This window comes from Mesorhizobium sp. P2_C7, from assembly GCF_056404515.1.
This window is the reverse complement of sequence record NZ_JBFUDW010000013.1, coordinates 50521-63431: the sequence shown is the minus strand read 5'-3', so window position 1 is coordinate 63431 and position 12911 is coordinate 50521. Positions and strand designations below refer to the sequence as shown.

The window sequence follows — 12911 nt, the reverse complement described above, 5'->3', positions numbered from 1 at the left end:
CAGCACCCTGGCGATCAAGGTATGCACGAGGCCGCGATGGCGAAACTAGCTGTGGTGAACGCTTCCCGGGTGCTTGAGTTCTTGGCGCTTAGTTGTTGGTGGCCATCGATATGATCCTTTCGTTTCAGCCTTAAGCCGGGTCGCTGGTGGTCTGTTTCAGGCCGGATACAATCAAGCCGACTTGCCGACAGCGTTTCCGTCAACCGTTCGAGCTTCGCGCCGGCGCATGGTTCGCCCGACGAACGAAATTTTAATGTAAATGAAGCGTAATCCCGGTCATTAAAATGATGCGTATGTGTTGGGGTTGCGCATGCCGGAATATTCGTCCTTCATCCGTTCGGTCCGGGCCCGCTATATTTCAGGGTTGCTGATCTTTGCGCTGGCTTCCGCCGCCATCGTGATCGCGCTCGATCGGGTCAATTCCTTTCGTCATGACATCGATGCGCTAAGCAGCAACCTCGTCGTTTTCACCCGCGACCTGCGCAACGCGACCAGCTTTGCCGAGACGACCGGTACCGCCTGGCGGGCGGAGACGCGCGATGCCCTCACCTCATCGGCGCGCGGTCATTCGGAGCGCCTGACCGGCGAGATCGAAACGCTGACCGCGCAGCTTGCCGCGATCAAGCCGCGCCTGTCGGTGAAGACAATCAACGAGCTCGAAACCGCTTCCGTCAACGGCGACCTGTTCTGGTCGCCACGCGATATGGTGCGCAACTTCAACCTGATGTCGATGGCGCAGAAGGTCGATGAATGGAGCTATCGCGAAATCCGCAACCAGAATGACCTGTTCGCCCAACCCATGCTGGTCCGCGTCCGCACCGCGATGGACGACGAGCGCCATCTGGCCGATGTCTCCAGCGACAGGCTGCTGCTGTGGGCGAGCGGCATCCTGTTCGCCGCCCTTGCCATCGTCGCCTTCTGGATCTTCCGCCCGATGGAAGTGGCCATCCGCCGCGCCTTTGCCGAATCCGCCGAATCCCTGTTCAAGGCCGAGGCCGCCGACCGCGCCAAGTCTGAATTCCTGGCCAATATGAGCCACGAAATCCGCACGCCGATGAACGGCGTGCTCGGCATGGCCGAGCTGCTGGCCAAGACCGACCTGACCGCGCGCCAAAAAACCTTCACCGACGTCATCGTCAAATCCGGCAATGCGTTGCTCACCATCATCAACGACATCCTCGATTTCTCCAAGATCAATGCCGGCCAGCTGACCCTCGATCCGGCTCCCTTCCGTCTCTCCGAGGCGGTCGAGGACGTGGCAACGCTGGTTTCGGCGCGCGTCGCCGAGAAGAACCTCGAACTGATCGTGCGTGTCGACCCGCGGCTGCCGGCCTATGTCGTCGGCGATGCCGGACGGTTCCGGCAGATCGTCACCAACCTGCTCGGCAATGCGGTGAAGTTCACCGAAAAGGGTCACGTGCTGATCGATGTCGGCGGCGAGATCGTCAACGACGTGGTCCAGCTCAAGGTCCGCGTCGAGGACACCGGCATCGGCATACCGGCCGAAAAACTGCAGAACGTTTTCGAGAAATTCGCCCAGGTCGACGGGTCGTCGACCCGCCGCCACGAGGGCACTGGCCTTGGCCTAGCCATCGCCGCGCGCCTCGTCGATCTGATGGCGGGCAAGATCGGCGTCGAGAGCGAGATCGGGCGCGGCTCGGTGTTCTGGTTCGCGGTGCCGCTGCCGGCGCACCATGCCGTGGCGCGCGACGAAATCGTGCCGGTCGACGTCACCGGCGCGCGCGTACTTGTCATCGACGACAATCCGGTCAACCGCGAGATCCTGCTCGAGCAGCTGAGAAGCTGGAGCTTCGACTGTGCCGCCGCCGAAAGCGGCGCCGTGGGCCTGGCCTTCCTCGATCGCGCCTTCCAGCTGGGCGCCGCCGTCGACTGCATCATCCTCGACTACCAGATGCCGGGCATGAACGGCGCCGATGTTGCCAGGGCCATTGCGTCCGACAGCCGGCTGGCTTCCATTCCGGTGGTGCTGCTGACCTCGGTCGACCAGGTCGATTTCGGCAAGATGATCATCGACTTCGGCATCGCCGCGCACCTGACCAAGCCGGCGCGTTCCGCTGTCCTGCTCGGCACCGTCATCTCGGTCATCCAGAGGGCCCGCTCGCAGGTCGGCAAGGCCCAGTTCGTCCGCGAACCGATCGTGCCGGCTCCCCCTGCTGCGCCACCCGCTTTCACCGTTATCCGCGGCCCGGCGATACCCGTTGCCGCGGCACCAGAATCGACGGCTACGCTGAACGGTCCGATCGACATCCTCATTGCCGAGGACAACGACGTGAACCAGTTGGTTTTCGGCCAGATCCTGAACGGCCTTGGCCTCAGCTATCGCATCGCCGGCAACGGCCGGACGGCGGTCGAGATGTACCGGGCGCTGCGCCCCAGGCTGATCCTGATGGACGTCTCGATGCCGGAGATGAACGGCTACGAAGCGACCCGCGCCATCCGTGCGATGGAGACCTCGTCGGGCACTCACATCCCGATCATCGGCGTCACCGCGCACGCGCTGAAGGGCGATCGCGACAAGTGCATTGAGGCCGGCATGGACGACTATCTGCCCAAGCCGGTTTCACCCGACCGCCTCGGCACCAAGATCGGCACCTGGCTCAGCGAGACGGTGGTGGCGAAAACGGCCTAGCCCGCAACCATCGGCATATCAGGCGGCGGCGTCCAGATGATAGCGGCGCATCCAGTCAAGGCTCGTCTCGTCAGCGAGCTTTGCAACACCTGGCTTTATGTCATCGGCGATCGGCGCTTGAACGCCCAAGGCTCCGCAGATGTCTAGCAATGTCGCGGCCGGGTTGGCGGCAAGACGCTCGTAGCCAAGCCGCCGCGGGATTATGCCTTGTTCTACGAACCAGATGTTCCAGGCGGCATCATAGGCCTCGAGCTCCGTGACCTCACGTTTGAGCCGCTCGAAATCATATTGCGGTTCTTTCGCGGGTGCGACCCTTTCGATCTCGGTTCCGTCGGGAGCAATATGCCAGAGACCGGTTTGCTCTGCCTTGACCAGGGAGACAGCCTGCGCAAGCTTGTTCTCACGCGAGAGATGCATGTAGAGAACACGGCCGAATGCTTTCTCGAACCGCGCTCTGTCCGATGGAAGTCTTGGGAAAACCTGGTCGAGGATCGCTGAAAGCTCATCTAGGTTTTCCCGCATCAGACGAAGACCGAAAATGCCTGTCCCACCCCTGCCATTGACGATCGCCGCCTTGAGATAGGCGGCATTGAAGTCGAGCTCGCTCATCGTGTCGCGACCGGGCAGGCCCCACTCTTCGGCCCACTCCGACAAATCCTGCCGCCGATAAAATGAGTGAGGATTGCCAGCCGTCTTCGTGGACGCCAGAAGCTTGCACAGCAAGGTGCTTCCGGTCCTCGGCGTGCCGCAGATGATGTATCCGTCAAACATGTCACGGCTCTCGCGGTTCGTCGGTGGCAAGGCTGTCGCCCCTGGCAAGGAATGGTCGCGCTATAGCTGAAATCTTTGCTGGATGCGACGGGCGCACTCCAGCGGAGTAAGCACGCTTGTGTCGACTTCGAGGTCGTAGCGAATGTTCTCGTGCACGCGCCCATATTGCCAGCGCGCCAGGCCCGGCAGCCGATCGGCACGCTGGGCTTCGCGCGCCTCCAGCACCTCCAGCGGCGCCAGGACAGCAACCACATGGAGGTCGAAGGCCGACAGCAGTTCGAGATATTCGGACATTTCGCCGTTGCAAAGCACCTCGTCGACGATGAGGTTGTTGCCTTGCCCAGCCATGGCGGCGATGGCGTGGCGCATGCCGCGCAGGGTCCGCGCTCCCACCGGTCCGGTCCTGATCACGACCGCAGGCTTGCCGTCCTGCCGGATGGTCTCATAGGAAAAGCCATCCGCATGGTCCTGCAAGGCGTCGGGCAGCATCTCGATGAAAGTGTCCATCTGGACATGCAGGAAGGGCGCGGTAGTGATCTGTTGCAACGCCCTTGCGATGGAGCTCTTGCCGGCACTGCCGACGCCATTGAGCGGGATGATGCTGGCTTTCACGTCATCGCCCCCTTTTCGGCCAGAACATCTTGCCCGCCACGGGTCAGACTACCGGTTGCGCACCACCACGCACGCTCCGCCGACGCTTTGCAATTTCTGGCAGATGACATTGGCGGCGGCGCGGTCGTCGACACCGATCCTGACCGCGTAGATGCCGCGCCGGCCGATTGGCGTGCGCACCCGGCTGACCACCGGATCATGGCCGCTGAGCAAGGCCGGGAAGCGGCCCCTCACCCGCAGCCACTGACTGATCGCGGCGCTGCGGCGGAAGTTGCCGGCCACCTGGATGCCCCATGGTTTTATGTTGATCGAGGCCATCGCCACGGTCTGCGACATGATCACCGGCAGCCTGCGGCAAGCGACTGCAAAATCCGCCTTCTGATCGAGCGGCTCGACCTTTCCGGCATAGGCCGGATCGGTGAACTTATCGACCGGCTCGCCCATGATGTCGAATACGTAGCTCTCGGTCTCCATCGGCAGGAAGCCGCCGGAACCGAGCCAGCGCGACACCCGGCTTTCGCCGGCATTGTAGGCGGCAGCCGCCAGGCCGAGATTGCCGTAGGCACCCTTCATCTCGGCGAGATATCTCGCCGAGGCAGGGATCGCCTGGTTGATGTCGAAGGAGTTGGCAAGGCCGCGCATCTTGGCGGTGCCCGGCATGAACTGGGCGATGCCTTCGGCGCCGACCGGACTGACGGCGTTGGGATCGAAGCGGCTTTCCTTCCAGATCAGCCGGGCGAAGAAATCCCTGGGCAAGCCGTTCTGGTCGGCATGGGCCTGGATCAGGGTGCAGACCTTGTCGATGAGCCGCTGTTTGGCGGATTGCGGTGGGTCTGCCTGAACCAGCGTCGACCAGCCCACTCCGCACAGCAAGATCAGCGCCACCCACAGGAAACGCTGCATGGCGCCTACTCGGCCGCAGCCTTGCCGCGACCAAACCGTTGCTCGATATAGTCTGCGACCATTTTCTCGAAATCCGCCGCGATCGATGGCCCGCGCAGCGTCGCTGCCTTCTTGCCGTCGACGAAGACAGGCGCCGTCGGCGTCTCGCCGGTGCCGGGCAGCGAAATGCCGATATCGGCATGCTTGGACTCACCCGGGCCGTTGACGATGCAACCCATCACCGCGACCTTGAGGTTCTCGACGCCGGGATATTTTTCGCGCCACACCGGCATGTTCTTCCTGAGATCCGCCTGGATGTTCTGGGCAAGTTCCTGGAAAACCGTGGAGGTGGTGCGTCCGCAGCCGGGGCAAGCGGCGACGATCGGCACGAACTGCCTGAACCCCATCGTCTGCAGCAGTTCCTGCGACACCTGCACCTCACGTGTACGGTCGCCGTTCGGCTCCGGCGTCAGCGAGATGCGGATGGTGTCGCCGATGCCTTGCTGGAGAAGGATGCCCATGGCGGCGGACGAGGCCACGATACCTTTCGAGCCCATACCGGCCTCGGTCAGGCCAAGATGCAGCGCGTGGTTGGAGCGGGTAGCGAGTTCGGTATAGACGGCGATCAGGTCCTGCACGCCGCTGACCTTGGCCGACAGGATGATTTTTTCACGGCCAAGGCCGATCTCTTCCGCCATTTCGGCCGACAGGATCGCCGACTGCACGATCGCCTCGCGCGTCACTTCCTGCGCCGTCAGCGGAAAGCCCTTGGCCTGGTTATCGTCCATCAGCCGGGTCAAAAGCTCCTGGTCGAGCGAACCCCAGTTGACGCCGATGCGCACCGGCTTGTCATATTTGATCGCCATCTCGACGATGGCAGCGAACTGCCGATCCTTCTTGTCCTTGAAGCCGACATTGCCCGGGTTGATGCGGTATTTGGCCAGCACCTCGGCGCAGGCCGGATGGTCGGCCAAAAGCTTGTGGCCGATATAGTGGAAATCGCCGACCAGCGGAACGTCGACGCCGAGCCGCGCCAGCCTTTCGTGGATGCGCGGCACGGCCGCAGCGCTCTCGTCGCGATCGACGGTGATGCGCACGATCTCGGAGCCGGCGCGGTGCAGCGCCGCAACTTGCGCAACCGTCTGGTCGACATCGGCCGTATCGGTGTTGGTCATCGACTGCACGACAACCGGCGCGCCGCCGCCGACGACCACGCCGCCGACATAGACGCCGACCGAGGTGCGGCGGGGGAAGGGAGAGGAAAAATATCCGGTCATGCCCGGCAGCCTTTTGTCTCTGGAGCGCCATGCGTCCGCTAGGACGCACAAACGCCCCGGGCCGATGCGCTAAAGTCCGGGCATGAGGTGGAGGAGCAAAGATGGCTTGTCAATGGCGACAGGTCGCCACTGGGCCGCATTTGGCTCGCCGCCGGGATCAAAAACAATCGGTGATCCGGCGACGGCCGAAGCGACAATTGACCTGAACGGAAGTCCAGCCTGGGCGATCGCCGCGCTGGAAATCAAAATCCACCACACCGGCGACAGCTGCCGCCGGCAAAAAGGCCGTGGATCGTGATCGTCTATATCAGGAGGGCATCAATGCGTGGTCGGTTGTGCTCTCAGTTTTTCAATCTCGTCCTTGAGTGCCAGCTTGCGTCGCTTCAGATTCACGATTTCGAGGTCGTCCACCGACGGATGGTTCATCGCGTCATCGATCTCGCGTTCGATGTCGCCGTGTTTCCGCTGCAACTCATCAAGATGGGAAGCAAGAGACATGATTGGTTCTCCCTTTCATGGTTTTCCTCGATTGCAACCGTCACGGCGCGTCCACCGCAGGTTCGCTTCTGTGACGGCACAATGACACTGTGCCACCATCCGGCCGCGATGTCGAATGATCCGTGGTAGCATTCCACGACAATGTGAAATGTGATATGGGCTGCGCGCCAGCGGCAGAAGTTGCCGGTCCCGCCCAATCAGGCCCAGTTTTTGGGCGCCGCAGACGTGCAGACGGTAGAGAATGTCCGATCAGGAACAGGCCGATATTCGCCTCGAATTTTCCCGGCTGAAGCAGGAACACGCCGATTTCGATGCGGCGATCAACGCAATGATCGCCACGAACTGCGACCCGCTGCAGATCCAGCGCATGAAAAAGAAGAAGCTGTTCCTCAAGGACCGGCTGATGGCGCTGGAAGACAAGATCATCCCCGACATCATTGCGTGAGACGGCGAGCCGGGGTCGATCCCGATCGCTTGCGCCTATCCGGCGATCGAAAGCCTGGCGGCGCGGTCGCGCAGCAGACCGATGAGACTGCCGGTCCGCTCCTCGGACGTGTCGATGGGAACCACCAGGCACATCGTCGCCTCGACCTTGCCAGGTCCTGAAAAGACGGGCGCGGCGAGGCATTTCGTATAGGCATCGACAAGGCCCGAGGTGACGCAATAGCCTGTGGCTTCGGCCTTCGCTATGTCGGCGATGAAGTCGTTGAGAAGCAGTCTGCGGCCGTCCGGCAGGACGAGATCGTCTTCGGACACCATGTCTTCGATCTGGGCCTGTTGGAAGCCCGCCAGCAGCAGCCGTCCCGAAGCGGTCCAGGGCAGCGGTATCTGCAGGCCGGTGGCGGAGCTGATGCGGAACGGCCTGGTGCCCGGGCTTGAATGGACGATCGTATAGCGGCCACTCTGCAGCATACACAGTTCCGAGGTCTCGCCCGTTTCGCGCGACAGATTGTCGACCTCCTGGCGCCCGCGCCTCAAGAGGTCGTTGCCCCGCACATAATCCATTCCGTAGAGATAGAGCTTCTTGCCGAAATAGAAGCGATTGCCGTCGCCGGCCATTTCCAGCAGGCCGGCATCCACCAGCGACCGCACAAGCGTGTAGGTCGTCGAGCGGGGTGCGTTCACCCCCTTGGCAAGATCGCCAATGCCGATCGCGCGCTGCGTCGTGTGCAGAAATTCCAGGATCTCGAGCACCCGGTTGAGGCCTTTTTCGCGGGAGCCCGAAATCTTCTCGTCGGCTGAAACTGCTGGGGCATTGCCGTCTTGCATTGTCGATTCCTGATGCTAGTATCTGTCTTGTACAGGATACATACGTCTCTTGTAAGAGACAATCGCTGTGAAAATCGACGATGCGTGAATTTCCTGTGCATAGGGGAACACAACACGAAAGGAGGTCGCCGTGAACGACACATCCGGAAGACGTGATTTTCTGAAATTTGGAATGGCGGGACTGGCCACGGCTGGCGTGCTTGCAACCGTCGATGCCCAGAAGGCTGCCGCTCAGGCAGCATCCGACAGCCTGCTGCGCACCGTGCTCGACCGCGGCAAGCTGATTGTCGGCACTGGCAGCACCAATGCGCCCTGGCACTTCGAAAACGATGCCGGCGAACTGGTCGGCATGGACATCACCATGGGACGTATCCTTGCCAAGGGCCTTTTCGACGATCCGACCAAGGTCGAGTTCGTCATGCAGGATCCGGCGCAGCGCATTCCGAACGTCACTACCAACAAGGTCGACATCACCATCCAGTTCATGACGATGAGCGCCCAGCGCTCGCAGCTCATCAACTTTTCCCGGCCTTACTATGTCGAAGGCGTCGCGCTGCTGACCCTTCCCACCGCCGAGAACAAGACTTTCGACAAATTGCTTGCCGCTGGTTCGGCGACACGCGTCTCCATCTTGCAGAACGTCGATGCCGAAGCATCGGTGCACATAGCTCTGCCGCAGTCGCAAGTGATGCAGATCGACACCCAGGCCAACGTGTTGCAAGCACTGGAAGCCAAGCGCGTCGACGCTGCCGCGGTCGATCTTTCGACCGTGCGTTGGCTTGCCTCGCGCAATCCGGACAAATACTTCGACGCCGGCAAGAGCTGGTTCTCGATGCTGTACGGTGCGGCACTCCGGCAAGGCGATCTCGACTGGCTGACCTTCGTCAATCAGACTTTCACCATCGCCATGTTCGGTCACGAAACGGCGCTCTACGACGCAGCGTTCAAGGATTACTTCGGACAGGAGCCGCCGGCTCGCCATCCCGGTTTTCCGGTTATCTGATCCATTTGGCGGAAGGGCGGCATTCAGCGCCCTTCCGCCAGCTTCTCCTCGACGGCCCTTCGCACTGAGGCTGACGCATGGGCTATGCCCTGAATTTCAACCTGATCTGGCGGCATTTCGACAAGCTGTGGGGCGGACTGCTGCTCAGCCTCGAACTGGCCATCATCTCGATTGCCATCGGCATCGTCATCGGCCTGGTTCTGGCGGTCTGGTACGTTTCGGCCGGGCGCGTGGTGCGTACAATCATCGCCGCCTACGTCGAATTCATCCGCAATGTGCCGCTGATCCTGCTCGTCTATCTGGTGTTCTACGGCCTGCCGACGGTGGTCGATCTTGCCTACAGCGCCCCGACCTCGTTCATCTTGACGCTGTCGGTGTATAGCGGCGCGTATCTGGTCGAGGTGTTCCGCTCCGGGCTCGAAGCCGTCCCACGTGGGCAGCTTGACGCCGGCAAGGCGATTGGCCTGACGCCATGGCAGCGACTGGTCCATGTGCGCCTGCCGACCATGCTGCGCATCACCTTGCCGGCGCTGTCCAACACCTTCATCTCGCTGTTCAAGGACACTTCGATAGCCTCGGTCATTTCGGTGCCGGAGCTCACCTACGGCGCCCAGTGGATCAATTTCAACACCTTCCGCATCGTCGAGGTCTACCTGGTGACGACGGCGATGTACCTGTTGACCGGCTATGCGCTGCTTTTCGGGTTACGACTCGTCGAGCGCCGATTCCGGGCGGCGCGCTGACATGCTCACCCAGATCGCCTATGCCTTACCGTTCCTCGCCCAGGGCTTCGCCTTGACCTTGTGGGTGTCGCTGCTGGTCGTGGTCCTGTCGCTCATCGCCGGCGTCCTGCTCGGCGTCGGCCTGGTTTATGGTCCCGCGCCGCTGCGCTTGGCGGTGCGCATCTTCAGCGACACGATCCGCGGCATTCCAATCCTGGTGCTGATGTTCTTCGTCTATTACGGCCTGCCCGCGATCGGGCTTCATCTGCCGTCGTTCTGGGCCGCCGTGCTTGCTCTCACTTTGTTCAAAACGGCGCAGGTCATCGAGTATCTCAGGGGTGCGGTCGGCTCGATCCCGAAAGGGCAGTCGGAAGCGGCGATGGCGATCGGGCTGACCTTTCGCCAGCGCTTGGCTTACGTCATCTTCCCGCAGGCGTTCAGGCGCTTTCTGCCACCCTGGATCAACGGCGTCACCGATGCGGTCAAGGGCAGCGCACTGGTGTCGCTGCTCGGCATCACCGACCTGATGCAGGCCATCAACCAGGTCATCGGCCGCACCTACGAGGCCATGCCGCTCTACATCCTCGGTGCGCTCATCTACTTCGCGGTCAACTATGCCCTTTCGCTCGCCAGCCGGCGGCTCGAACGGCGTTTCTCCTTCATCCGGGAATAGCAATGTCCACAAGTTCGAACGACACCCCGGCCCTTCTCGACGTCCGCGACGTTTCCAAATCCTTTGGCGCCGTCCAGGTCCTGCGTTCGGTCAGCTTGCAGGTGGCGCGCGGCGAGGTGGTGACGGTCATCGGCCCGTCGGGCAGCGGCAAGACGACGCTGCTGCGTTGCGTCAACTTCCTGGAGAGCTACGACAGCGGCTCGATCCGCATCGACGGCAAGGAGGTGGGCTTTCGCGACCCGGGAACCCGTCAGCGCCGCAGCGAACGCGATCTCGCCGCGATGCGTGCCGAAACCGGGATGGTGTTCCAGAGCTTCAACCTGTTTCCGCACCTGACGGCGGCCGGCAACATCATGCTCGGGCTGCGCAAGGTGCGTGGAAAAAGCGAAGCCGAGGCGCGCTCGATCGCCGAGCACTGGCTCGGCCGCGTCGGCCTCGCCCACAAGGCCGACAGCCTCCCCGCCGAACTGTCAGGCGGCCAGCAGCAGCGCGTCGGTATTGCGCGGGCCGTGGCTATGGAGCCGAAGATCCTGTTGCTTGACGAGATAACCTCGGCGCTCGATCCTGAACTCGTCGGCGAAGTGCTGGCCGTCGTGCGCAGCCTCGCGGAGGACGGCATGACCATGCTGATGGTGACGCATGAGATGGCCTTCGCCCGCGATGCTTCGAGCCGCATCGTCTTCATGGCCGATGGGGGCGTCAGCGCCGTCGGCCCACCGAAGGAGATTCTCGCGGCAGAGACCACCAACGAGCGCCTCCGCACTTTCCTGGCGCGCTTCCGCGCCTCGCATTTCTGACACTGGACAGCGAAAGCTGTTCGCAAGGAGCATTTGATGACGCCCTACATCCGGCTCGCCGAACTCGGCTTGACGCTGCCCGAGCCGCCGACCCCGATCGCCAACTTCGTCACCCATGCCGAAAGCGGGCGGTTGATTTTCCTGTCCGGTCAAGGACCGCTGCGGGCCGACGGCACGCTGTTCACCGGCAAGGTGGGAGACGATGTCACCGTCGAGGAGGCCTATCAGCATGCCCGCCTCACCGGCCTCAATCTCCTCGCCGTCATGCACGCAGCCGCCGGCGACCTCGGTCGCATCGTGCGCATCGTCAAGCTGCTCGGCTTCGTCAACGCGATACCGACCTTCAGTGATCACCCAAAGGTGGTCAACGGTTGTTCCGACCTGTTCGCCGATGTCTTCGACAATATCGGCGGTCATGCCCGCTCGGCGATCGGGGTCGGCTCCTTGCCCGGAAATATCACAGTTGAAATCGAGGCGGTTGTCGAGATCGCCGCCTGACCTTTAGAAATGGAATCCGAGAGATGAACACCTATTCCGCCGACGGCTCCAACACCACCATCCGCGAACGGCTCGGCCTTCGCCCGATCATCAATGTTTCCGGCACTATGACTGCGCTTGGCGCATCGATCATCGTCCCGGAAGCGATCAGCGCCATGGCTGAAATGGCCTCGCAATGGGTGGAGATGGACGATCTGCAGCGCGCCGCAAGCACGGTCGTTGCCCGCCTCACCGGCGGAGAGGCCGGTTTCATCACCGCCTGCTGTGCCAGCGGCATCACCATGGCGATCGCCGGCGCGATGACCGGAACCAACCTGCTCGCCATCGAGCGCCTGCCGGACGACACCGAGGACCTCAAGTCGGAAGTCATCGTCCAACTCGGTCATATCGTCAATTACGGCGCGCCGATCGACCAGTCGATCCGGCTGGCCGGAGCAAAGACCATTCCCGCCGGCACGGTCAGCGTGACCCAGGACTATCATGTGCGCGACGCGATCAGCGACCGCACGGCGGCGGGCCTCTATGTCGTCGCGCACCACACCGTTCAGTACGGTATGCTGTCGCTGGAGGAATTCTGCGAAATCTGCCACGCCAGGGGCGTGCCGGTGATTGTCGACGCCGCTTCCGAATATGACCTGCGCGGCTTCCTGGAGCGCGGCGCCGACATCGTCATCTACAGCGGTCACAAATTCCTCAGCGGGCCGACCAGCGGCATCGTCACCGGGCGCAAGGATCTGGTGCGCGCCGCCTATCTGCAGAACCGCGGCGTCGCACGCGCCATGAAGGTCGGCAAGGAAAGCATCGCCGGCACCATGGCGGCACTGGAAGCCTGGGAAAAGCGTGACCATGCCGGCATCCGCCGACGCGAAGAAGCGGCCCTCAACCTGTGGAAGGACACGTTGCAGGGACTGCCTGGCATCGTCGCGCAGATCATCCCTGATCCGACCGCCAATCCGCTAGACCGGCTGCAGATCTTCGTGTCGGCCGAGAGCCGGTTCACCGCCGCCGGCCTCGCCTCGGCCCTGGCCGCAGGCCCGCCGCCCATCATCGTACGCAACCACGAGGTGGAGCGCGGCCATTTCTTCCTCGACCCGTGCAATCTTCACCCCGGCGAAGCGGAGATCGTCGCCGAACGTCTGCGAGCCGTATTGACCGCGGCCGACCGGCCCATCGACGCCATGAAGCCAGCCCGCAAGGATTCCTCCGGCTCATTGCGCTGGCCGGATTGAGCGCCAAACCGACATACTCCAAAAATGCAC

At 62.5% G+C, this 12911-nt stretch carries 15 protein-coding genes; 9 read left to right on the top strand and 6 right to left on the bottom strand.

Annotated elements, in window-relative coordinates; genetic code table 11:
- Window positions 1-310: 310 nt before the first annotated feature.
- Window positions 311-2650, top strand: coding sequence for a response regulator (locus AC1D2G_RS24630; protein ID WP_477299955.1), 2340 nt, complete (start codon window positions 311-313; stop codon window positions 2648-2650).
- A gap of 18 nt (window positions 2651-2668) precedes the next feature.
- Here AC1D2G_RS24630 and AC1D2G_RS24625 read toward each other — a convergent pair whose 3' ends face one another.
- Genes AC1D2G_RS24625 through ispG form a run of 4 tightly spaced genes read right to left on the bottom strand, consistent with a single transcriptional unit; the run spans window position 2669 to window position 6192 of the window.
- Complete coding sequence (locus tag AC1D2G_RS24625) at window positions 2669-3421, bottom strand: Stf0 family sulfotransferase (RefSeq protein ID WP_477417236.1); 753 nt, start codon at window positions 3419-3421, stop codon at window positions 2669-2671.
- Window positions 3422-3481: 60 nt separating this feature from the next.
- Entirely contained in the window at window positions 3482-4033 is a 552-nt protein-coding gene (locus AC1D2G_RS24620; RefSeq protein WP_477417234.1) for a phosphotransferase-like protein, read from the bottom strand.
- 48 nt (window positions 4034-4081) lie between these two features.
- Window positions 4082-4936: a transglycosylase SLT domain-containing protein gene (locus AC1D2G_RS24615; RefSeq protein WP_477299958.1), complete on the bottom strand. Its 855-nt coding sequence runs from the start codon at window positions 4934-4936 to the stop codon at window positions 4082-4084.
- 5 nt (window positions 4937-4941) lie between these two features.
- A complete protein-coding gene (gene ispG / locus AC1D2G_RS24610; RefSeq protein ID WP_477299959.1) occupies window positions 4942-6192 on the bottom strand; it encodes a flavodoxin-dependent (E)-4-hydroxy-3-methylbut-2-enyl-diphosphate synthase in 1251 nt (416 codons plus the stop codon).
- A 106-nt stretch (window positions 6193-6298) separates the two neighbouring features.
- Between ispG and AC1D2G_RS24605 the strand changes: the two genes are divergently transcribed.
- Window positions 6299-6490 carry a hypothetical protein gene (locus AC1D2G_RS24605; RefSeq protein WP_477417232.1) on the top strand — a complete coding sequence of 64 codons (192 nt, stop codon included), beginning with the start codon at window positions 6299-6301 and terminating at the stop codon, window positions 6488-6490.
- Between the two features lie 20 nt (window positions 6491-6510).
- Here AC1D2G_RS24605 and AC1D2G_RS24600 read toward each other — a convergent pair whose 3' ends face one another.
- Window positions 6511-6690 (bottom strand): YdcH family protein, encoded by a 180-nt coding sequence (locus tag AC1D2G_RS24600; protein WP_027023510.1) that lies wholly within the window; start codon window positions 6688-6690, stop codon window positions 6511-6513.
- A 241-nt stretch (window positions 6691-6931) separates the two neighbouring features.
- Here AC1D2G_RS24600 and AC1D2G_RS24595 point away from each other — a divergent pair, with 241 nt between their 5' ends.
- Complete coding sequence (locus AC1D2G_RS24595) at window positions 6932-7135, top strand: YdcH family protein (RefSeq protein ID WP_095089397.1); 204 nt, start codon at window positions 6932-6934, stop codon at window positions 7133-7135.
- A gap of 35 nt (window positions 7136-7170) precedes the next feature.
- On the opposite strand, the gene AC1D2G_RS24590 is transcribed toward AC1D2G_RS24595, so the two are convergent.
- Window positions 7171-7959, bottom strand: a complete 789-nt coding sequence (locus AC1D2G_RS24590; protein WP_477417230.1) for an IclR family transcriptional regulator — start codon at window positions 7957-7959, stop codon at window positions 7171-7173.
- 130 nt (window positions 7960-8089) lie between these two features.
- Here AC1D2G_RS24590 and AC1D2G_RS24585 point away from each other — a divergent pair, with 130 nt between their 5' ends.
- The 6 genes from AC1D2G_RS24585 to AC1D2G_RS24560 all read left to right on the top strand — a co-directional run bounded on the left by AC1D2G_RS24585 (window position 8090) and on the right by AC1D2G_RS24560 (window position 12881).
- Window positions 8090-8962, top strand: coding sequence for a transporter substrate-binding domain-containing protein (locus tag AC1D2G_RS24585; RefSeq protein ID WP_095089400.1), 873 nt, complete (start codon window positions 8090-8092; stop codon window positions 8960-8962).
- Window positions 8963-9039: 77 nt separating this feature from the next.
- Entirely contained in the window at window positions 9040-9705 is a 666-nt protein-coding gene (locus AC1D2G_RS24580; RefSeq protein WP_095089401.1) for an amino acid ABC transporter permease, read from the top strand.
- Window position 9706: 1 nt separating this feature from the next.
- Window positions 9707-10357 carry an amino acid ABC transporter permease gene (locus tag AC1D2G_RS24575; protein ID WP_457152375.1) on the top strand — a complete coding sequence of 217 codons (651 nt, stop codon included), beginning with the start codon at window positions 9707-9709 and terminating at the stop codon, window positions 10355-10357.
- A gap of 2 nt (window positions 10358-10359) precedes the next feature.
- Window positions 10360-11154, top strand: a complete 795-nt coding sequence (locus tag AC1D2G_RS24570) for an amino acid ABC transporter ATP-binding protein (RefSeq protein ID WP_477417228.1) — start codon at window positions 10360-10362, stop codon at window positions 11152-11154.
- Window positions 11155-11190: 36 nt separating this feature from the next.
- Complete coding sequence (locus tag AC1D2G_RS24565) at window positions 11191-11652, top strand: RidA family protein (protein WP_095089405.1); 462 nt, start codon at window positions 11191-11193, stop codon at window positions 11650-11652.
- 23 nt (window positions 11653-11675) lie between these two features.
- Entirely contained in the window at window positions 11676-12881 is a 1206-nt protein-coding gene (locus tag AC1D2G_RS24560) for an aminotransferase class V-fold PLP-dependent enzyme (protein ID WP_477417226.1), read from the top strand.
- The last annotated feature ends 30 nt before the right edge of the window (window positions 12882-12911 follow it).